The organism is Tannockella kyphosi (assembly GCF_021054785.1).
Classification (GTDB): domain Bacteria; phylum Bacillota_I; class Bacilli_A; order Erysipelotrichales; family Coprobacillaceae; genus Tannockella; species Tannockella kyphosi.
Window position 1 is genome coordinate 1,404,820 of record NZ_CP088239.1, and the last position, 24,236, is coordinate 1,429,055.

At 29.3% G+C, this 24,236-nt stretch carries 16 protein-coding genes and 1 CRISPR repeat array; of the genes, 1 reads left to right on the plus strand and 15 read right to left on the minus strand.

Annotated features, from left to right (window positions below):
- Positions 1-5 precede the first annotated feature (5 nt).
- Both thrS and LRR82_RS06955 read right to left on the minus strand, forming a co-directional pair.
- A complete protein-coding gene (gene thrS, locus LRR82_RS06950; protein ID WP_249028711.1) occupies positions 6-1,736 on the minus strand; it encodes a threonine--tRNA ligase in 1,731 nt (576 codons plus the stop codon).
- Complete coding sequence (locus tag LRR82_RS06955; protein ID WP_249028712.1) at positions 1,723-2,235, minus strand: GNAT family N-acetyltransferase; 513 nt, start codon at positions 2,233-2,235, stop codon at positions 1,723-1,725. Before LRR82_RS06955 ends, thrS begins: the two co-directional genes overlap by 14 nt.
- A gap of 365 nt (positions 2,236-2,600) precedes the next feature.
- On the opposite strand from LRR82_RS06955, the gene LRR82_RS06960 reads away from it, so the two are divergent.
- Complete coding sequence (locus LRR82_RS06960; protein WP_249028713.1) at positions 2,601-3,458, plus strand: carboxypeptidase-like regulatory domain-containing protein; 858 nt, start codon at positions 2,601-2,603, stop codon at positions 3,456-3,458.
- Positions 3,459-3,618: 160 nt separating this feature from the next.
- Here LRR82_RS06960 and LRR82_RS06965 read toward each other — a convergent pair whose 3' ends face one another.
- From LRR82_RS06965 to LRR82_RS07025, 13 genes are all read right to left on the minus strand, one after another.
- Entirely contained in the window at positions 3,619-3,822 is a 204-nt protein-coding gene (locus tag LRR82_RS06965; RefSeq protein ID WP_249028714.1) for a hypothetical protein, read from the minus strand.
- Between the two features lie 60 nt (positions 3,823-3,882).
- Complete coding sequence (locus tag LRR82_RS06970; RefSeq protein ID WP_249028715.1) at positions 3,883-4,599, minus strand: pseudouridine synthase; 717 nt, start codon at positions 4,597-4,599, stop codon at positions 3,883-3,885.
- Positions 4,600-4,724: 125 nt separating this feature from the next.
- Positions 4,725-5,453, minus strand: a complete 729-nt coding sequence (locus tag LRR82_RS06975) for a Fic family protein (protein WP_249028716.1) — start codon at positions 5,451-5,453, stop codon at positions 4,725-4,727.
- 94 nt (positions 5,454-5,547) lie between these two features.
- Positions 5,548-7,362 carry an ABC transporter ATP-binding protein gene (locus LRR82_RS06980; RefSeq protein WP_249028717.1) on the minus strand — a complete coding sequence of 605 codons (1,815 nt, stop codon included), beginning with the start codon at positions 7,360-7,362 and terminating at the stop codon, positions 5,548-5,550.
- Positions 7,352-9,133 carry an ABC transporter ATP-binding protein gene (locus LRR82_RS06985; RefSeq protein WP_249028718.1) on the minus strand — a complete coding sequence of 594 codons (1,782 nt, stop codon included), beginning with the start codon at positions 9,131-9,133 and terminating at the stop codon, positions 7,352-7,354. The genes LRR82_RS06980 and LRR82_RS06985 overlap by 11 nt, the downstream gene beginning before the upstream one ends.
- A 207-nt stretch (positions 9,134-9,340) precedes the next feature.
- Positions 9,341-13,334: direct repeats of the CRISPR family, unit length 36 nt; unit sequence GTTTTACTACCATTCAAAATCACACTACTCTAAAAC.
- A gap of 54 nt (positions 13,335-13,388) precedes the next feature.
- Positions 13,389-14,054 carry a type II-A CRISPR-associated protein Csn2 gene (gene csn2, locus LRR82_RS06990; RefSeq protein WP_249028719.1) on the minus strand — a complete coding sequence of 222 codons (666 nt, stop codon included), beginning with the start codon at positions 14,052-14,054 and terminating at the stop codon, positions 13,389-13,391.
- Entirely contained in the window at positions 14,051-14,356 is a 306-nt protein-coding gene (cas2, locus tag LRR82_RS06995; protein WP_249028720.1) for a CRISPR-associated endonuclease Cas2, read from the minus strand. The genes csn2 and cas2 overlap by 4 nt, the downstream gene beginning before the upstream one ends.
- A gap of 11 nt (positions 14,357-14,367) precedes the next feature.
- On the minus strand, positions 14,368-15,237 hold the full coding sequence (gene cas1, locus LRR82_RS07000) for a type II CRISPR-associated endonuclease Cas1 (protein WP_249028721.1): 870 nt from the start codon (positions 15,235-15,237) through the stop codon (positions 14,368-14,370).
- A 3-nt stretch (positions 15,238-15,240) separates the two neighbouring features.
- Positions 15,241-19,200, minus strand: a complete 3,960-nt coding sequence (gene cas9, locus LRR82_RS07005) for a type II CRISPR RNA-guided endonuclease Cas9 (RefSeq protein ID WP_249028722.1) — start codon at positions 19,198-19,200, stop codon at positions 15,241-15,243.
- Positions 19,201-19,504: 304 nt separating this feature from the next.
- A complete protein-coding gene (locus LRR82_RS07010) occupies positions 19,505-21,121 on the minus strand; it encodes a hypothetical protein (RefSeq protein ID WP_249028723.1) in 1,617 nt (538 codons plus the stop codon).
- A complete protein-coding gene (locus LRR82_RS07015; protein WP_249028724.1) occupies positions 21,114-21,827 on the minus strand; it encodes an ABC transporter ATP-binding protein in 714 nt (237 codons plus the stop codon). Before LRR82_RS07015 ends, LRR82_RS07010 begins: the two co-directional genes overlap by 8 nt.
- Before the next feature lie 781 nt (positions 21,828-22,608).
- Entirely contained in the window at positions 22,609-23,613 is a 1,005-nt protein-coding gene (locus LRR82_RS07020; RefSeq protein WP_249028725.1) for a D-alanyl-D-alanine carboxypeptidase family protein, read from the minus strand.
- 37 nt (positions 23,614-23,650) lie between these two features.
- Positions 23,651-24,193, minus strand: coding sequence for a hypothetical protein (locus tag LRR82_RS07025; RefSeq protein WP_249028726.1), 543 nt, complete (start codon positions 24,191-24,193; stop codon positions 23,651-23,653).
- Positions 24,194-24,236: the final 43 nt, after the last annotated feature.

Below are 24,236 nucleotides of genomic sequence, written 5' to 3' on the forward strand. Positions count from 1 at the left end.
AGAAATTATATTTTGTTTTCTACTTGTTCTTGAAGCATTGTTACAAATTCATCAAAAGCTACTGTTGTTTGTTTTTGAGAACCATGCATACGATAAGTTACTGTTCCTTGATCTCTTTCACTATCACCTAATACTAAAGAATAAGGGATTTTTGATAATTGGGCTTCACGTAAACGATAACCTAATTTTTCTTCACGATTATCTAATTCTACTCTAAATCCTTTTGCTGTTAATTTTTCAAGTACTTCATTAGCGTAAGCATCATGATATTCGTTTTTAACAGGTAATACAGCACATTGTACTGGAGCTAACCACATTGGGAATAAACCTGCAAAATGTTCAATTAAAATTCCAATAAATCTTTCAATAGAACCAAAGATTACACGATGAACCATTACTGGTCTTACTTTTTTACCTTCACTATCTACATAAGTAATATCAAATCTTTCTGGTAAATTCATATCTAATTGAATTGTACCACATTGCCATACTCTTCCAATAGAATCTTTTACATGAAAATCTAATTTAGGCCCATAAAAAGCACCATCTCCAGGATTTAATTTATATTCTTTTCCTGCTGCAACACAAGCTTTAGCTAGCGCATCTTCACTTTTTTCCCAGATTTCTAAATCACCAATATATTTTTCTTCTGGTCTAGTACTTAATTCAATATTATATTCTAATTTTAATGAACTATATACTCGATCAATAAATCCTATTAAACGTACTACTTCACTTTCAATTTGTTCAGGTGTCATAAAGATATGAGCATCATCTTGAGTAAATGTACGAACTCTAAATAAACCATTTAAAGCACCACTAGCTTCATGACGATGTACTTGTCCTAATTCACCCATACGTAGTGGTAAATCTTTATAAGAATATAAACCATTTTTATATACTAATAAACTTCCTGGACAGTTCATTGGTTTAATCGCAAAATCACGATCATCTACCATACTTGTGTACATATTTTCTTGGTAGTTAGCCCAATGACCACTTACTTCCCATAATTCTTTAGACATCATAATTGGTGTTTTAATAAATTGATATCCTTCTTTAGTATGTTCTTCATACCAATAGTTTTCTAATATATTTCTTAAAATCATTCCTTTTGGTAAAAAGAATGGCATCCCTGATGCATATTCAGACATCATAAATAAATCTAATTCTTTTCCTAATTTTTTATGATCTCTTTTTTTAGCTTCTTCCATTAAATCTAAATGTTCTTGTAGTGCTTCAGGTGATTCAAAACATACACCATAAATACGTTGTAATACTTTATTATCTTTATCACCTTTCCAATAAGCACCTGAATGTTTTAATAATTTAAAGTTACGACATGCTTTTACTGTATCAACATGTGGTCCTCTACATAAATCAGTAAAGTCACCTTGACTATAACATGTAATTGTTCCATCTTCTAATGATGAAATTAAATCTAATTTATATTCATCATCTTTAAACATTTCTAATGCTTCTTCTTTTGTGATTTCTTGTTTTGAAATACGTTTTCCATCTTTACATATTTTTTTCATTTCTTTTTCGATTCTTGGGATATCTTCATCTTTGATCGCTTCTTCCCCTAAATCCACATCGTAATAAAACCCTTCACTTACAACTGGCCCTACCCAAAACTTAGCCTGTGGGTATAAATGTTTAATAGCTTGTGCCATGACATGAGCACAAGAGTGATTCAATGTATTTAATTCTAATTCTGCTTTAAAGTCTCTCATTTTCTTTTCCTATCCAGTAACGTAATGTTACTCCTTCTGTTTCTAATTTTCCTTTGTTTGCTTCAATTACTCTTCTTGATCCAATATTATCCTTATCACAAGTGACAAGAATCGGATAAATATCTTTTTGTTTACAATAATCTATTGCCTTATTTAACATCCAGGTGCCATAACCCTTCTTACGATGCATTGGATGAACACTATAACCTATATGTCCACCTTTAGCCAATAAAAACTCATTTAAACAATGACGTATATTAACAAAACCAACCACCTCATCATTTTCTAAACATACAAGGGTAGTTCCAGGTACTAACGAGGAATCTTCAGATATACCTAAGTGTATCTTTTTTTCTACTTGTATATATTTAGTTAAGTCATCTTGAAAGTTCATCAACATTCCGGTGCCACAAAACACTTCACCAGATTGATTAATCGCATTCATAAATTCTTGTATTTTATCAATATGACAATAATCTACTAATTCTAATGAAAGCATACATTCCTCCTTTACTATAAATAAAAAAACTATCATCCAAAGGACGAAAGTTCGTGGTACCACCTTAATTTGTTATAAAAATAACCTCATTGCTATAACGCGCTACCGACTATCTTTTCCATAGTTACTAATAGGGAGTACTTATATAAGATTATCAAAGCTTTCACCAACCGCTTTTTCTCTACATCTAATCCTTGTATAAACATATCCTATATCACTGTTTTTATATATACTTTAATTTTAATGATTTTCACTCTTTTGTCAACCATATTTCTATTTCAATAAAAGATTAATAGTCATAAAAGACAAATCACCTATACCACTTCTCTTTATAAGCATAATCTATCATGTAAGGAGGTGAAAATGTGAATAGAAAAGATAAATATCAATTACAATTTGGTGATGAATTAAGCTTAGTAGAGACTGAGGAATTAGTCCAAGACTTAGACTTGGATACTGTTGATATCGGTTATACTGGTGGTGTTACAGGATGTGTGGTTGATGAAACAAATACGGTTGTAGCAGGAGCTACAGTAAAAATATTTGATAACAACTTTAAACCTATTAAGCATACAATGACTGATGAAAATGGTCAGTATAATTTATCTAGTCTAGAACCTGGAACTTATACATGTCACGCTATTAAAGATGGTTATAGTTTATCTCAAAAGATTACTGTTTCTATTAATGATACTTTTGTAACCTTAAATGATATTATAATTACTAAAAACTTAGTAATTAGTAATGGTATTTTATATGGTATTGTGTATAACAAATACAATGTGCCTTTAGGAGATGTTGAAGTTGTATTATCTAAAATAGTGGATGGAGAGGAAGAAGTCGTATCACGAACACTTAGTGCTCGTGATGGAGAATATGTTATTTACGACTTAGATGCCGGTATTTACCAATTATATGCGTCAAGTGAAGATTATTATTTAGATGATAAGATTGATGTTGTTATTACTTTAAATGCGAATACGAAAGAATATCTATATCTTACAAAAAGCAATAATGCAAAAGAAGGAACAATTAATGGTATTATTAGAGATAAAAAAACATTAACTCCATTATCAAATGCTTGTGTTTGTTTATATACGATCGATGAAGAAAGTGAAGAAAGCTTAGTTTCTATGACTTTTACAAATCGAGATGGAAAATACTTCTTTGGATATGTTCCAGAAGGAAGATATATTGTTAAATCTAAGGTGAGTCAAGAATGATTGATAAATATGAACTAACTTCCAGTTCTGCCTTCCACATTGCATTGCTAGAAGAGAAAAGTATTTTACTGTTTTTAAAAGAACTTTTTCAAAAGACATCTTATTTATATGTCATTATTTTCTATTTGTTGCTGATTAGTTTGTGTAAAAAGCAAGGGAACTATTGTTTCCTTGCTTCATTCATTAATGATTGACGTACTAGTTTGGAACGAATCTCTTCAAATACAGTGATTGTGTTACATTTTTTACAAAATAAACCATGCACTCCATGTGTTTCAATTCGTACTAACCATTCATCTTTTGCATTACATATACCACATTCTATTGATTTTTGTGGCTCACTTACTATGATTCTTGCATTCATTTTCATCACCTATTCTAGCATAACAAGTTAGAAATAAAAAATACGACAGATTATGTCGTATTATTTTACTAATTTTTTTAAGTCTTTTACTTCTTGAGGTTTTAAGATACGGTATGTTCCAGGAGTCATTCCTTTTAGGTTAATTCCACCAACACTTAGACGATGTAATCTTTTAACAGGATGTCCAACTGTTTCAAACATTCTTTTTACTTGTCTGTTTTTTCCTTCTTGTAAACGAATCATTAACATGGTTGTACCATGTTCCATATCTTTGTCTACTACTTTTATTTTACAAGGCAATGTTTTCACACCTTCTAAATAAATACCTTTTTCTAATTTATGTAATGATTCTCCATTAATAATTCCTTTAATAGATACTTCATAAATTTTTTCTAAATGACTACGAGGATGCATAATCATATTTGCAAAATCACCATCATTACTCATTAATAATACACCAGTAGTATCATAATCCAAACGTCCTACAGGATAAATACGTTCCTTAACATCTGTAAAATAATCTACTACCTTTGTTCTATCAAACTCATCATCTAATGTACATACACAAGATTTAGGTTTATAGAATACATAATACACTTTATTTTCTCCTACAATAGCTTTCCCATCTACTGTAATAATATCTCCACTTTTTACTTTTGTACCAAGTTCTTTCACTACTTCTCCATTTACTTCTACACGACCAGCAACAATTAAACCTTCTGCTTTTCTTCTAGAAGTATATCCACTAGCAGCTATTACTTTTTGTAATCTTTCCATTTTCTTCACCTACTTCTATTCCATTATACTTATTTTTAACCATTAAGCAAATAAAAAGGGGAGAAATCAACATTTCTTCCCTTTTCTAGTTAATATCCGTTTTGTTCTACACCATAGATTGCTTGTTAAAAAGAGAAGCCATTAAAATCCCCTTGTTTTTCAAGTTGCATTGCATAGAAATCACTTGCTCGTTGTTTTTCTAATAGATGCAGTTCTTGAAAAAATATAGCTAAGTTTGTTATATCATTATTTTCTATAAGTTGCAGATAATCCTCCCTTTTTTCTATAGGAATGATAATAGGATATTTATTGTTTACTAATAATAAGTAGTTAATAAGTAATCTACCTGCTCTACCATTTCCATCAACAAAAGGATGTATGTTTTCAAATTGACTATGCATATTCGCAAGATCATATAATGAAAATCCATTAATAATTAATTGATTATAGTTATCAATGAAATCTTCTATAACACTATCTAATTCCATTGGTAGAGGGAATGTTTTTTCTAAACCATTGATACAAACCGGACTCATCCTATAACCGTTTAAGCATATAATATTTTCATTAAGACATTGGCATATTTCAATAATAAACTCTGCATCTATTAAATGATTATCTGAAGTTATTTTTTTAAGTAGCTTGTTGATAGCATACTTATGATTTATTGCTTCATGTATTTCTTTTGCTCGTGCATTGTGGATAGTACAATGATTGTTATCGAATAATAAAGCATACGTTTCAGCAAAACTCAAAGTATTTCCTTCTATCGCATTACTATGATAAGTGCTTCGTGAAATAAAATCTTCAAAATAATCCTTAGATATTCCTAACAAGTGATTCACATCTAACATAATATCTTCCTTTTTATAGTCCTTTCTTTTTTAAAGTATACTTACATTATACATTGTATTACGCTTAAATAAACCCTATTTAAAAAAGATAGGATCACCTATCTTTTAAAATACTCATTGTTTCTTCTTGAAATTGTTTGATATATAAACTAGCATAAGCACCTTGTTTTTCTAATAGTTCTTGATGATTTCCAGACTCTATGATTTTTCCATTATCCACAACCAAAATCTTATCAGCTTGACGTATCGTTGATAAACGATGCGCTACGATAAAAGATGTTCTAGTTCCTAGTAAGTTAGAAATAGCTTGTTGAATTAATTGTTCCGTTTTTGTATCAATAGAAGCAGTAGCTTCATCTAATACAAATATTTTAGGATTAGAAACAATTGCTCTTGCAAAGGAAATAAGTTGCTTTTGACCTAAAGATAAGCCATCTCCCCCTTCTCCTACAATCGAATCATACCCTAATTCTAATTCCATAATAAAATCATGAGCATTCACTAATTTTGCTGCTTCTTGGATATCTTTGTCACTAGCTTCTAAGTTTCCATAACGAATATTGTCTTTAATCGTTCCTGAAAACAAGTGTGGTGTTTGTAGTACATATCCTATATTACTATGTAGCCATAATAAACCTCTTTGACGATAGTCAATACCATCAATCCATATTTCTCCACTTGTCGGTTCAAAGAAACGACAAATAAGATTAACTAATGTTGATTTACCTGCTCCTGTTTGTCCTACAATTGCAATAGTTTGACCTGCTTTTACTTCTAAATTAAAGTTTTCTAAAACATTCACATTTCCATCTGCATATCTAAATGAAACATTTTTAAAATCAATATCTCCATTTATAGGTTCATAATGATGAACTTTAGGATTAAATACTGTTCCATATTTTTCAATCACTTCTTTAGAATCTTGAATTTGTTGTTCTATTTCTAACAACTCATTGCATCTTTCTACATTTACTTGCGTTGCAATTAATGTAGAAATAGATTTGGCAAGTTGTTGAACAGGATCCGCAATATTCATTGCATAGTTAATAAAGATAGTAAATTCTCCTATAGCAATAACATCAAAAATAACTGCATAACCACCATTTACTAAAACTAAACAAATAGCAATAGATGTAAAGAATGATACACATGGAATAAAGACAGCATTTAACATAATAGTACGAACACTACTTTGTTTCATATTATTTGTTACTGTTTTAAATGAAGCAATATTATCTTGTTCTATCGCTAATGTTTTCGATGTTTTTGCCCCACTAATACCTTCATTTAAAGCTCTTGTTATTTGTGCATTATTTTCTCTTACAACACGATTTGCTTTTAATAATCTCATTTGAAAGAAGTAGGTAGTAAATAAAATAATGGGAACAATACATAAAATAAGTAGTGCTAATTGAAAATTAATAATACACATCAATATAATGGAACCAACAATAAAAGCTAAGCTCCATACAATATCAATTAAACACCAAGCAAATACAGTACCAATCTTTCCTGTATCACTCATTAGTCTTGCAACAATTGTTCCTACTGGTGTTTTATTAAAATAATCAAAACTTAATGATTGTAAATGCTCATACATTGCTTTTCTTAAATCTCTACCAATATACATTTCTACCTTTAAAGCTACTCTCGCCATTAATAAAGTTAGTACTCCTTGTATAAAGATTATAAAAATACATATAATCGCAAACATTCCAATTCCTTCTAATTGATTTGGAACAATAAAATAATCAATCACATAACCAGATCCTAATGGAATAATAGCATCAATAAAAGCACATAATAACATTAAAATAGTTAATTGAATTATTTTAATGTTATAGGGTTTAATAAAAGGATATAGTTTCTTCCATGTTTGATACATGTTTATTATACGACTATTTTTCATCTTTCATTACCGCCTTTTGTGTATGATAAACAGTTTGATAAATACCAACAAGTTGGATTAATTCTTGATGATTTCCTATTTGTACTATTTTCCCTTTATCCATAACAATAATCGTATCACAATGCATAATAGTTGAAATTCTATTTGCAATAATAATAGTTGTTCCTTTTACATGTTCTTTTAATGCTTTTTGTATCATAGCATCTGTTTCCATATCTACAGCACACAGTGAATCATCAAATATCTTAATCGGTGTTTCTTGCATCAACATTCTAGCGATTGCAACACGTTGCTTTTGTCCACCAGATATCGTTACTCCTCTTTCACCTATTTGAGTTTGATACCCTTCTTTAAATCCTACAATCGTATCATCAATACATGCAAGCTTAGAAAAATATCTTATTTTATCAATATCATTTTCATCACTTCCATCACCAATATTTTCTTCAAAACTTTTAGAGAACAAAAAAGGCTCCTGTAACACAATTCCAATATTCTTTCTTAACTGATGTAAATCAATATCTATGATATTGATTCCATCAATAGAAATAGTTCCTTTTTCTAATTCATATAGATGATCTAATAAATACATTAATGTAGACTTTCCACTACCAGTAATACCTAAAATACCTAAAGAACTTCCTTGTTTTATTTCAAAAGAAACATCATCAATAACTAAGTGGTTTTCATAAGCAAAAGAAACTTGTTCAAAAACAATATCTCCATCATGAAAATCTTTTGTAGCACTGCTATCTTCTAAAGGACTATCTAATATTTCAAACAAACGAGTACTACTAATTGTTGTCTTACTTAAGTCTGATAAAATTCTTCCTAAATTTCTAGTTGGCCATATTAACATTGAATTATAAGAAACAAACGTTAAAAACTCTCCTGCACTTAAACTTCCATTTACTGCCAAATAACATCCAAACAAAACAACAGCTAATGTTTGTAACAAAGAAACAACATCCCCAAATCCCCAATTCAAACCTAATAAATTTCCTAAACTAACCCATAAATCTGTAAACTCTTCATGCTTTTCATTAAACTTATCCATTTCATAAGCCTGTCTACCAAAAGCTCTTACAACACGCACACCTGTTAAATTCTCCTGTACTATCGCTGTTAATTCCCCTTCACATTCATCTGCTTTTTCAAATTTTTTACCTGTTAAATGATAAAAGATAGAAGAATACGTTAATGTAACTGGAATAAAACATAAAACTACTATCGTTAATGTAACATTCATTTGAAACATCATTATACAAGCTACTAAAATTAATGAAACTGTCTTAATTAATTGTTGTAATTGCGAAGATAAAAAAGAATAAATCAATTCTACATCCATTGTACATCTTTGAATAATATCTCCTGTTTGATTCTTGGCATGCCAAGAATAAGGAAGATATTGAATATGTTCAAACAAACTATCACGTATTACTTTTACTACACTCTCACTAGCTTTACCAATACTTGCTCGACTAGTAAAGTCACAAAGATAGGATAGAACACTAAAAAAAAGAGCAACACATGCTACTAAAATCAAATGTTCTTGTAACCATACTCTACCTCCTATTTGTTCAATCCATTGAACAAATAAATTAGGTAAGTTAAAAGGTTCATTACCAATTACACTATCTATTACAAAACACATTACTTGAGGTATTAAAAAATAAAATCCAACACTAATAAATGTCATACTTATTGCTAGAAGGAAATATTTACGATAACCTTTGGTATATTTATAAAAATGTAAAATATTCTTTTTCATCACTTATCTCCTATATCCTAATGTTATCACAATACACAATGAACACCTATTATTTTCTAATTCTAAAACAAAACAAGTTGCAAAAATCAAAATAAATAAAAAAACAAACACTTTGTATAGTGAATGAACATAATATTTTTATTTTTCTCACATACCTAATAAACACTACTCTAAAACCTGCTATAGCATTATGTCAAACACAAATTCGTTTTATTACCAATCAAAATCACACTACTCTAAAACTTAGTAATCGCAGGAGAAGCACAACTTTTCGTTTTACTACCATTCAAAATCACACTACTCTAAAACAATCACATTTAAGTCATAGCTTGTTGTTTGGTTTTACTACCATTCAAAATCACACTACTCTAAAACAGTGATACAACACAAGCTTCTTATCAAACAGTTTTACTACCATTCAAAATCACACTACTCTAAAACAACTGAATAATCAATTCGTAAAATTCTTTTGTTTTACTACCATTCAAAATCACACTACTCTAAAACCAATCGTTAATAGTATAATATCCTTTTGTTGTTTTACTACCATTCAAAATCACACTACTCTAAAACAAAGGACACATCACAAAAAGGCTACAAAGAGTTTTACTACCATTCAAAATCACACTACTCTAAAACGCTGACGCTGACGTTGATATGCACCAAATAGTTTTACTACCATTCAAAATCACACTACTCTAAAACCAGTTGGCACATTTTTACATAGTCCCATACGTTTTACTACCATTCAAAATCACACTACTCTAAAACAACCATCTATTTCTTGCTTGCTCTAGCTTTGTTTTACTACCATTCAAAATCACACTACTCTAAAACTATCCTGCTTTCAGTTATCTGTATTACAAGGTTTTACTACCATTCAAAATCACACTACTCTAAAACATAGTCTTCATCGATTAAATAATCTCTAATGTTTTACTACCATTCAAAATCACACTACTCTAAAACGATAAAGATACTATTGAAGTGACTAAATTTGTTTTACTACCATTCAAAATCACACTACTCTAAAACCGAAAATCGCTACAATGTAGCAAATAATATGTTTTACTACCATTCAAAATCACACTACTCTAAAACGCAGTGCTTCAAGCTCTTCGTTCGGGACCAGTTTTACTACCATTCAAAATCACACTACTCTAAAACTATTGTTTGATGGCACAAATGAAGGATGCTGTTTTACTACCATTCAAAATCACACTACTCTAAAACTGAGTGGATGTTTTATACACCCAACATAGAGTTTTACTACCATTCAAAATCACACTACTCTAAAACTTGATAAGACGTTGCAAATAATCCCATCTCGTTTTACTACCATTCAAAATCACACTACTCTAAAACTCCTTATCCGTATCTTTCCAAGAACTCTCTGTTTTACTACCATTCAAAATCACACTACTCTAAAACATATACTAACATTAATATATTGCAATTCATGTTTTACTACCATTCAAAATCACACTACTCTAAAACTAAATATTTTTAGAACAAATGGGAAGTTGTGTTTTACTACCATTCAAAATCACACTACTCTAAAACTGTCTTTCTTCCCTCTTTCTTTCTTGTTTCGTTTTACTACCATTCAAAATCACACTACTCTAAAACCCACCTGCTAAAATTAACAGTGCGAAAATGTTTTACTACCATTCAAAATCACACTACTCTAAAACCTAAATCAGCAATACTTATTTCTAACCCTGGTTTTACTACCATTCAAAATCACACTACTCTAAAACTTATCCCTTTTGCATTTAAAATAAAAAAAGGTTTTACTACCATTCAAAATCACACTACTCTAAAACCTAATGGGTCTGCTAAATCTCTAACGGCTTGTTTTACTACCATTCAAAATCACACTACTCTAAAACTGATTATTTTCTATTGTATCTGCATAAAAGTTTTACTACCATTCAAAATCACACTACTCTAAAACCTTGAGTATGCAAAAGAACCGAGTACAAGAGTTTTACTACCATTCAAAATCACACTACTCTAAAACTTGCCGATACAATATCAAACAATTCAGCACGTTTTACTACCATTCAAAATCACACTACTCTAAAACGTGTCTTCCTCGTGTGTACCAAATAAAAAGGTTTTACTACCATTCAAAATCACACTACTCTAAAACAATCGGGCACCAATCTAGAAGAGGATGAGGGTTTTACTACCATTCAAAATCACACTACTCTAAAACTGTATTTGTCCTTTTTTAAGTTTTTCAACGGTTTTACTACCATTCAAAATCACACTACTCTAAAACACTTAGAGTCGTTAAGCGAAACCAACGAAGGTTTTACTACCATTCAAAATCACACTACTCTAAAACATTTAAGAGCACGGGCAAGGAACACGTAGAGTTTTACTACCATTCAAAATCACACTACTCTAAAACTAGTAATCGTTACAACGTAGCAAATAATATGTTTTACTACCATTCAAAATCACACTACTCTAAAACTATTGCGGTTGATACTTCTGCTGAATCTGCGTTTTACTACCATTCAAAATCACACTACTCTAAAACATTTGTAGAAAGTGGAGCTCGCATAGAAAAGTTTTACTACCATTCAAAATCACACTACTCTAAAACGCGGTAAGTGTGGTACATGCCTAGATAGAAGTTTTACTACCATTCAAAATCACACTACTCTAAAACACAAAGCCATGTTCTCACGGTATTCTTCAGGTTTTACTACCATTCAAAATCACACTACTCTAAAACATTTACATAGATATGGAAGATGCCGACGGAGTTTTACTACCATTCAAAATCACACTACTCTAAAACCTAATTAATACTTGTGTGTCTTCGTCTTGTGTTTTACTACCATTCAAAATCACACTACTCTAAAACAAAAAGTATATGACTATTAGCGAACTTGTTGTTTTACTACCATTCAAAATCACACTACTCTAAAACTTGACCATCGACTTGATAAGAACGACCAGGGTTTTACTACCATTCAAAATCACACTACTCTAAAACACTCAAACACAAAACGAAATCCTTCGTAAAGTTTTACTACCATTCAAAATCACACTACTCTAAAACGCATACACATCTTATGGAGATACATATAGAGTTTTACTACCATTCAAAATCACACTACTCTAAAACAAGTTGGAATCATACTCATCTTTATTTAGTGTTTTACTACCATTCAAAATCACACTACTCTAAAACTGATTCTTCTTTTATAGATGTCCGTTTGAGGTTTTACTACCATTCAAAATCACACTACTCTAAAACTTGCCTTGCCACTTCACGTCTCACTTCCCAGTTTTACTACCATTCAAAATCACACTACTCTAAAACAGCCAGTGAAGTGGGAAATATAAATCTATTGTTTTACTACCATTCAAAATCACACTACTCTAAAACTACACACCACTGGCATAACTACCTAAATATGTTTTACTACCATTCAAAATCACACTACTCTAAAACTGATAATCATGTGGATATGGGCAGGTTTAAGTTTTACTACCATTCAAAATCACACTACTCTAAAACTTAAGGGGTTGCCTTATCTATAAACCTATTGTTTTACTACCATTCAAAATCACACTACTCTAAAACATATCATAGTCGTGATAACCGTAAATAATAGTTTTACTACCATTCAAAATCACACTACTCTAAAACTAATTCCTAACGTATAAGTAGTATTAACGAGTTTTACTACCATTCAAAATCACACTACTCTAAAACGTAGGATATACAATATCACTAAACAAATAAGTTTTACTACCATTCAAAATCACACTACTCTAAAACATTGTGCAATATTTTTGATTGTATCTTTCTGTTTTACTACCATTCAAAATCACACTACTCTAAAACAACTGAGTTCGGTATAACGTGCTACACCGAGTTTTACTACCATTCAAAATCACACTACTCTAAAACCAGACATACATACTTGCGAGAACAATTAAAGTTTTACTACCATTCAAAATCACACTACTCTAAAACGTGTGATACATTTTAGTGTATCTAAATTCTGTTTTACTACCATTCAAAATCACACTACTCTAAAACATAAAGTTAATGAGTTATTATTTAGTTTTGGTTTTACTACCATTCAAAATCACACTACTCTAAAACCAACTATACCTTTCCCCTTTCTCCTTTTTCGTTTTACTACCATTCAAAATCACACTACTCTAAAACCTCAAATTAATATTTTCCACACTACTAGAAAATAAAGATAAGAGGATTCGCATGTCATAGACAGATAAAATCCATATCTATTCTATAAATATTTGAAAATGTAGTTTTTGAACTACCGTACCTTTCAATAAAAAGAATAGGTAGATTATAATAAGAAATTTGTTTGGTTAGTTCATCTATTTGGGAATTATCAAAATAAGATAACACACCTATAAAAACTATAAATTTATACAAACTTAGTTCATTTACTACTTCTATTATTGATAAAATTTTTTGAAAGATATCTGTGGAGTCCCCTTGAACTATTTGGAGCTTAACACCTTTTAAATATTCCTTTAAATCCACTTCTTCATTATACTCTATTTCAATATTACAATCTATATAATGCGTTAATAATAAGTTATTAATCTCATTAAAACACTTTTGTATATTACAGTACTCTGCTAGATCTGACTTTATTTCCGTCTCTAAAAATTGATAAAGTTTGTTCAATATTTTTCTGTCGTTTATTTGAAAATTAAATAAGTCCGTAACTAGTAAAATATCTTTTAGAAGTATTCTCTTGGATCTTTCTAAAAATAAAACTTCATTTGTTCTATCTTGTGATTGGAGTAGCATTGCTATTCTTGAGTATTGTTTTGCATTTTCAATATAAATAATAGCTGATTTATCATCATTAAAAATAAAATCTTCTTCGTATCCAAAAATTTTAAATATCATAGTACTATCAACCTTTCATCTGTGTCCACCACTTCTGTCGATTTGAACCCCACAACATATTCCATTTTAGAAAATTGTTTTTCCGTTATCGTTAAAACCTGCACTAGACCATCCGGAGGTTTATTTGTTTTAATTCTATTAATTTGTGCAGATGCTACTGTATTATTTAATGCTAATTTTATATATACGCTTTCTTGCATCATGATAAAACCATCTTTTATAAGAAACTTTCGAAACTTAGTGTATGCTTTAATATCTTGATAACTTAGTGTTGGCAAGTCAAAAAAAACGATAATCCTCATATACCGATAACTCATACAAAATCGTATAAAGATAACTGATTCACCTCACCAGTATCTAATGAATTAAATACACTTTTTACGTATATCGATAGTGCGTTACTCACATATTGTTCCTTGCCATCAATCAATATTTTTTTATTTAACACACCTATCAATTTCAGCTTAAATCCTCCGTCAAATCGATCAAATCTATTTTCATAAACAATTTCATCTATTAATATTCTATATGGTTCCATCAAATCAGAAGAAAGATTAAAATAATTGTATTCATTACAATGTTTTAGCCCAATTTGTGTCAAATAACCACAGGAAACTATCTCTTTATTAAAGTTTGATAACAAAATTGAATATCCATAGTTTAAAGCTTTATTTATGGAACTATCATCATCTCTTGTAAAATTTTTACCAAACAAGCTGTTAAAATACACCTTTGCCGCATGCCCTTCACGATTTGTTACATCATATAATCTAACACCATCATGGTATTCGTAAATCAGGTTTGCTGTATCTATATCTAATTTAGACAGTAGTTTTGCTTGATTAATAATTTTTTGTTTTATTATAGTTGTCCAAACATTCTGGGAAGTGTCAACTTCCCAGTGTATTTGTTTTTGAATTATTTTACTTGAATTATATCTGCCATAATATGGTACAAACTCTCCTAAAGGATTTCGCTCATTATCACAAACTACTAACTTTATTTTATTCTTTACCAACTCCACTAATAAATAGGTTGTAATAGAAACCATTGTGGAATCTACAATAATTGTATTAATTTCTGAAAGATGAATCATTTCTACTTTTTCATTTCTCACTAACAGGTAGTTATTCTTATAACTTAATTTGCATTTTCTTGTTATGACTACTGTTCTCCACGTCATATTTTACCTCTTATGGTACATACCCGTAATTGAACTGTTTATAAACAATAAATCTTCAACTCTTAAATTAAGTCCAGGTCTTCTACCCTCGCGTTCTGTTCCGCCTATTAATTTTAAATTCCCATTCTCAGCTCCTGCTTTATATATTTTTAAAATTTCAAATAGAACTGTCACTTTATCTTCTAATGATAGTTTTAAAAATAAGTCTTTTCCTTTTTCAATTTTATTCAATTCATTATCATAGAAGCTATAAAATTGTTTTCCTTTTGTTAATAAAATATCGTACGCTTCCAGCAGTTCCTCATCTTGTAAAACCGAATAAGAATTACTTTTCTTGCACTTTTCCATTTTACTAAACAATGTCTTAGTCGACTTATCTAATATTAATTGTTGTGCGTTTACTATCTCTCGATGAGATGTCAAATAAAATGGATGCCCCTTATAAAGTATCAATTGTTGAATATAAATTTTTCCAGTTATAAAACTAACGTTAAAAATACTGTACTCTTTTTCTAAATAGCTGATTAATTCTTCTTCAGATGAAGACCTTAAATAAATTGGGACAGAGATTATTTTTGTGTCCTCTTTTTTATTCTTGTTATGATTAAACTTGATTCCCATACAGTATGCACTTTGTATACCTGAAAAACCGCCATACTTTTCTACGTTCGCTCTATTTTTATTCACTGGTATTTTAGCTTTCGTTTTTAAATTATTCGATTTTGAAAGAACTGTCAAATTAAACATAATTCCCTTGTTTTCTTCTACTTTCTTTGTTAGAAAATATTTTTTATAATCATATACTTTTAATATACTAGTAATATTATTCGGTTTCCAAATAAGTTCTCCGGTCTCTGAATCAAAGAATTCTCTTTCCAAGCTATTAATAATAACAGTTCCTTTATCATGTATACCATATTCTAAATCTTTATTTCTTTTGTTTCTATACTTGTTAAATGTCATATCTATACCAAACATTGGATATCTCATTTTTATGTAGCCACCCAGAAAGGCAGCAGTATATGCATCATGCGCATGATGGTAATCGTTAATACCTCTCACTTTAACTATACCATATTTATTTGTGAACTCTTTCGACAGATTTGCTCTTATTGCTGAGACGTTCACCTCAGGATATCTGTTTTGTAACAATTGTAAAACATGCTTTGTTATTTGTCTTGTTTCAACTAATTGCCTTGCAATAAAACCTTCAATTTGAGCTTTATCAAATTCTGGCCTCGATAAGTTAAATTGTTTTTTAGAACTAATTAGTTTTCTATCCTGTAACAATTGCCAATAACGTCTTTGTTTCTGAATTATCTCAGGATCTAGACATAATTGATCCGACTTCTCTTGATTTCTTTTTCTTTTTACCAAAACCAGATTATCTATACTGTTATCCGGCACCAAACACCTAGGTAAAACATGATCAATTTCATATTCTTGTAAAGAAGATAAAGATAGAGTTTCACCCGAATACATGCATCGTCCTAGTTGCAAACAATAAAGGTAAAGTTTATCATTTCTAAGTTGTTTATCATCAAATGATTCCAATTGTTTTTTTATACTTTTCGCACTATCAATATAAGCACTATCAAATGATTTATCGGATGCAATTTCTTTATACAAGGCATCTAATCTATCTTTTCTTGAAACTGTTCTCTTCTTTGTGTTTTCTTCCCTAGCTATCTCCAAAAAAATATTTTCTGGTTCGCATCCCATAACTTGTATTATTTCTTTTACAACTTTAACTGCTTGCCATATTCCTCTTTTTAAACTCGGTGATCCATGTAATGCAGCGATATCTTCATAAACAATATCATTTTCATCTTTTAATTTAACAGCATCCGCAATGTGTTTTTTAAATTGATATTTAGATGATGTTATCACCTGTTGGAAAACAAGTTGTTCACTTTCCAAGATATCCAAAACAGACTTTCCTTCACTCTTTATATCAGATAAAATCTTCTTCGATAGGCTTGACCACCCAGAATAACGTGTAGATAAAATACTAGTAAGTTGCTCTTCATTTACAAATTCTGGTAACTCTAATTGGATTCTTTTTTTCAATATTTTTTTATCCTCATAAACTGTCATCCAAAGAATTATTTTTTCGATATCATCGATATTATCATCGTTTATTTCCCCAAAAATTTGTGTAAACTTTATCCATGGTGCTAAAGATGAAGCAAACTGTTTTTCTTTTTGATACCCTGTTACTTTTGAAATTTTTTGTTTATACTGTCCATTTTCATACCATTCAATAAAATCTTTTTCTTTTACAATAATTTTTTTCATAAATAACTCTTCAAAGGCTTTTGTTTTTACTTCAACTGGCAACAACTTATCATCCACACGAATTTGATTTAATTCATTTAACACCTCGTACTTAGAAACATATAGTGAGTTTTTAGCTAATGTATACTCTCCCGGAAAATAGGTACATGTATTTCTCATCCTGTTAATAAACGCTGCTGCTGTCTCTTCCATATTGACTACTTCTTCAATATTCCAAGGTGTAATTCTTTGATTTTCTTGTCCTGGTCTTTTTGTTAACCATGCAAATTTGCGGACTTTAGCATAACTCATTGGTCCTATGTAGTAAGGATATCTAAAAGTTACTAACTTCAATAATTTGTCTTTGTTTTCTTTTATGGTTGGATAATATTTTTCCTGCTTTTCAATAATTGTTTTCAATTCTTGAACATGTAATTGATAGGGAATTGCCCCATTATCAGTAGAGTTGATTTTAGGCAAGAGCTTATCTTCAGTCGCTCTTTTCTTCAATAACTCAACTTCCTCACCTTCAAGTTTGTTTAAAATTTCTAATATCTTTTTATTCAAGTCTTCTTGTGAACATTTTTTTGGATGATTAATGTAATTGTAGTAGCTTTTTGTTTTTTCGTCTTTATCTTTAAATATACGGATAAATTCATCTCTATCATAATTATTAATTAATTTTTTTAACACTTTCAAGTCTTGTTTATGAGTTTCGTATTTACTAATCATTGCATCACTAATACTCTCTTCAGATTGAAGTACATCCTCTAACACAATCCAGCTATAAATTTCATGCAGAAGGGCTATAAACTCCATTTTTTCACCTAATTCCGATTCGTAATCTGCTAGTTTCTCAGTATACTCTTCGTTTTTAAAATGTAGAACCACTTTGTCATCAATATCTTTTATTTCAAATAATTTAGTCAGCTTTATTTTTAGGCCTAGTATTACAGAAAAAATATTTTCCATTCTCTTAGAGTTTTGCCATTTTACTTTAGCAACTATTTCTTTTTTCTTAGCTGTAGCATTCATTGATGTGGAAGATAAAATAATTTTGATCAAGTCAATTTCTTCTTGAGAAATTGATTCATTCTCCCCATAGATTACTTGCATTTGTGAAAATAAATCCATTAATTTGTCTTCTATTTCAATATTATTAGCATTAAATTCTTGACCTTCATACAAAAAATTCCCTCTATATTTTATAATATGATGTAAAGCTAAATAAACATATCTAGGATCCATTTTTTCTTCGACTGTCATTAAAGCTTTTCTCAAATGATAAACTGTTGGGTACATCTTAAAATAATCTCTTTCTTCTTCTTGGCTATTAAATAAATTTACAGGAATATTTGTTCCTAATAGTTCTTTTTTATCTTCATAATCTAAAAACGAAGCTTCTTTTATTTTTTTAATAAATAATGGATCAACCTTGATAACCTCTCCCATAAAAAAGTAATCCAACCATCTAATACGTTCTCTTCTTTTGTTGAATTTTCTTCTTGTTCCTCTGGATAACCTTCTTTCTTTAGCAACATTCGCTGTTTCGAATAATCTGGTACCCCACATATTTTCTCTTTTGAATCTAACAAGCTTGTGATATTCATCAACCACTGCCCATCCCACTGAATTAGTCCCAATATCTATTCCAATAGTATAAATAATCTTTTTTTTCTTAACCATCTTGACACCTCTCCTTTTCTGTTGTACTATTGTCTTGTAGCAAAAACACTACATTGCTACCATTCAAAATCGCATTGCAAAGTTAAAATAAAGTTTATACTTAATTACATTAGTGAACGCATAGGCGTTCTTTTTTTTTGCGATTTTCTTATATTCATTATAACATATAGTATCTTTAATGTGCATATTATTTTTTAACTTGAACACCATAATACAGGTGTTTATACATTGTTTTAGATTTGCTTCATTTCTGAAAATATGTTATGCAAATTCACTTTTTTAAAAAAATAGAGTGCATCGCACTCTATCCTATAAATGATTCAAATCTTTTTACACCATATGTTTTTAATAAGTAAATTGATAAACCATTACATACGACTAAAAAAGCAAAAACAAAACAACAATACTGATACATGGTGATAAAGTTATCAAATAATTTAAAATAAGCAACAGTTAATAAAATAACAAAAGCCATTGTTCCAAACATAGTAATTACTACTGCCATACTTTGTTTTACTACCACTGTTTCATTCACCCAATCAAATTTTGGTTTCCATAAATTAATTAATAATCCCCCACTACTAACAAGACAAATTAGTAAAAAAGGTACTATTGTTACTAATAAAACAGAAAGTATATCGAATCCAAATCCTATTGCTACTACTAATGAAAATAGTAACTGTGTTGGTACACATAGTAGAATATGAAACAAAACTTTCACCATAAGGATATCAAATGTTTTGATAGGTAACGATTTGATAATCCATAATCTATTTCCTTCTAAGGAAATAGATGCACAACTTATCATATTTAAAGAAGTACAATAACAAAGTGCAATAATAATAAGTGGTACTAATAGTTCTTTTGCATCTACTAAAGAAATACCACTAGTTAGTATAAACTCTTTTATATCACTATAATAAAAGATAAAAGCTCCTATTCCTATTAAATTAAAGATAATCCCCATTGATCCATTTAACATAACCATTGGATTAGAAGAATAATGTTTCCATTCTCTTTTTAATAAAGATTGGAAGATTGTTTTTTGTACCATTTCTTTTTTTACATACTCAATCTTATTTTGTTTTGACTTAGATAAAGATAATTTAATAAAGTTATTTGCTAGTACCTTCATCACGAAAAGAAAAGGTACAATCATACATAATACAAAAATAAGATAACTAATAATAGACTCTTCTTGCATTCCTATTGCCATATAATATAGTGGTGGCACTACTCTCTTCACTACATCCGCAATTCTCTCTCCTTGTGCTAATAAATAATTAACATAACTAGCTCCACTACTTACAACATATAAATAAATCATAAAAAAAGAAATGTAAGTAACAAAAGTAAAGATATTCTTATTCTTAACATAACGCATGAAAAAAGTAATCAACCAAGCAAAAAGACATGTAATTGACAACACAAATAATGGTAATATCAAAAAGGTAATAAAGAAAAATAACGCTTGTAATACACTTATTCCTTGATATTGAATATAAACAAGATATGCCGGAATAATAACCAGTGCACAATAAACATAGTTAGATAACAAAACAACAATTACCCTACTCAATAAAATATCCATTTCTTTTAAAGGCAACGATAATAATAATTCATTATCCTTAGCATCATATATTTCTTGCTTAGCAAGAAATACACTACCAATAAAACTTAGTAGTATCGCAAAAACTGCCATCATAGCAAAATATAACCATAATATTTCTAACATTTCAAACACTGGATAAATTATATTAAAACCAGAAAACGCCAAGGCAAACAGGACCCCAAAAACATATAGGAATAACAATCCATATAAGATACATTTTGACAGACTAACTTTACCTTCTTTTTTACCACCTTTTGTTAATTGAGATAGTAATCCTTTTAGACGAATTTTAATTAATTGCTTAAGCATTATCATCACCAATATCTAAGAAGAAATCTTCTAAAGATTCATTTCCTATTACTTCTTGTGTTTTTCCAGATACAACTAATTTTCCTTTTTTAATAATTGCAATATGATCACATAGTTTTTCTGCTACTTCTAAAACATGAGTAGAAAAGAAGATTGCATTTCCTTGATCACAAAATTCTCTCATTAATTCTTTTAATTCTTTTGATGTTTTAGGATCTAGACCAACAAATGGTTCATCCATTAATAATAATTTAGGTTGATGTATAAAAGCACTAATAATAGCCAATTTTTGCTTCATCCCATGAGAATAAGAACTAATTGGTTGTGCTAAGTCTTTTGTAAGTTCAAACATATCTGCATACTTATGAATACGTTCTTCACGATCTTTTGCACTTATCCCAAAGACATCTCCAATAAAATTTAAATATGCTGCTCCTGAAAGATATTCATATAGATCCGGATTATCCGGAAGATAAGCAATAATCTTCTTTACTTCCAATGCATTATTTTCTAAAGAGATATTATCCACTGTAATATTTCCTTGTTCAATCGGTAATAAACCTGCAATGCTTTTTAATGTAGTCGTCTTCCCAGCACCATTATGACCAATAAATCCATAAATAGAACCACTAGGTATTTCTAAAGTAAGATCATCTACTGCTTTAAATTCTCCATACTGCTTTGTAAGATTTTTAATTTTTAACATATAATCCTCCTGTATATCAGCTATTATACAATCGCTCTTTATGATGACAAGCTATTTTACATATTATACAATTTTTTTGACATAAGTTGCAAAATATATTTTCATACTATAGGCTATTTTGAGTAACATAAAAAGAGGCTGGCCGGCCTCTTTTTTATACACTAGAAAGTGTTTATTAAGGAAAATCACCAATACACTGTATAAGAAGGGTTTCATGATTTGGTTTGTACATGAGAATTTCTACTAGCTTGCATCTAGGTAGAAACGGAGTATATTAGTGGTTAGTCTCTGCTAACTACATACATAATACATTTTGCAATTATAAAAGTCAACACTTATAGTAAAAAAATAAAAATATTATTAATAGCTTATGATAATGTCCTAAAATAAAATAAGTACGATAAATAGAAAGTTATTTACAACTAATAAAATTACTTCCCTTATTATCTAAAATGAAAACAGATTTTTATATCATTTAATCGTACGATGTGTTATTTTGAGTAACATAAAAAGAGGCTGGCCGGCCTCTTTTTTATACACTAGAAAGTGTTTATTAAGGAAAATCACCAATACACTGTATAAGAAGGGTTTCATGATTTGGTTTGTACATGAGAATTTCTACTAGCTTGCATCTAGGAGAAATGGAGTATATTAGTGGTTAGTCTCTGCTAACTACCTATATGATACATTCTGTAATTATAAAAGTCAACACTTAACATAAAAAAAATGAAAATATATTTCTTTTCATACTGAATGTATAGACATTTTGTATGTTTTAAAGCTAATTTATGAATATTTGCTTAAAATTAAAGAAAAAACATCGAATAAATCGATACTTTATTAAAGTATGTTGTTCTACTATTTGGTTATTTTTTAATATATATAAGATATCATTATTGAATTGAATGGATACTTCATCATCTTCTAAGATATTGATTTCAATATCTTCTAATAAAATATAACGGTAAGAATCAATGTTTAGTATCCCTTTTTGTAATAATAATTTACTTTCATATAACTCATAGTATTCAATATACTTACTTTGATGAAATTCAAAATCATCCCCACAATTTAACGTAACAATAATTAATTCCATATTCTCTTTACTAGCAATCGTAACCAATGTCCTTTTTGCAAGAGTGGTATAACCAGTCTTACCACCTACACAATATTCATACATTTCTAATAGTTTATTTTTATTTATCCAAGTGCCATTCCCATCTAATCTTTGATATTCTTGAGTTCCTATTATTTCTTGAAAGATTGGGTTTTGATAACAATATCTCATTAAAATAGCCATATCATATGCACAAGATAAATTCCCATCATCTTGCTCATCTAATCCTGTTGGATTAGAAAAACTAGTATGTTCCATATTTAATTCTTTTGCTTTTTGATTCATCAATTCTACAAAACTACAAACATCACCAGCTACACTTTGGGCGATTACCAATGCTCCATCATTCCCACTCCGTAAAAGTAATCCATACAATAAATCTTGTAAACTTATTTCATCTCCAATATGTACATATATCCCACTACCCCAGGCTTCATTTACTATTTCATCTACTGTAATCATTGTGTCTAAAGATTGATTTTCAATTGCTATAATTGCTGTCATTATTTTGGATATTGATGCTACACTTTGAATATCATACATATCTTGATTTTCTAAGACTTGTCCACTATCTCCTTCTATTACAACATAGCTATTTCCTGTAAATGCATAAATATTAATTGGTATTAGTAGATACAAAAAAACAATAAAAGAAAACATATACTTCATGTCGATCACCTCCATAAAATATATGCTTTCTTTATAATTAATTTCCTCTTTTATTTTTTTCTAGTTCTTTTTTTAATATTGTTAATGATTGTTTATCTAATTTACGAGGATTATCTAAATGATATTTTTTTGCCCAAGAAGAATAATTGATCTCAAAATAACGATACAAATCAACTTTATTAGGATATTTATTTATAGCTTCTAGAATCAATAAAGGATCTTCAAAATGTTCTACTTCTTGATAAAGTTGTTTGATTAATTCGATTCCATCTTCTATTCCCATACTTTCAAACTGAATTACTTCATCCTTTAAAATAATATCTAAATCAAAAAAGAAACGCCCCAATCCGCCTTGTTCATTTTTAGAAAATAGGTGACTAAATTTTAAAACACGGACATTTTGAGCTGCAGTATGTACTCTTGTAACTAAAGATATTTTTACATGTAGGATATCTCTTAATGCAACTACCTTATTTTGACCAAAGTATTGAATATATAAATAATCAGACTGGATATAAATTCTATTTTCTTCTTTTGTTTGGGGATGAAAATATACTTTTATTCTATTATTAGTTTCCATAAGTACCTCCTGACTTTTTTAAATCATACTTCTTTTGTTTTAT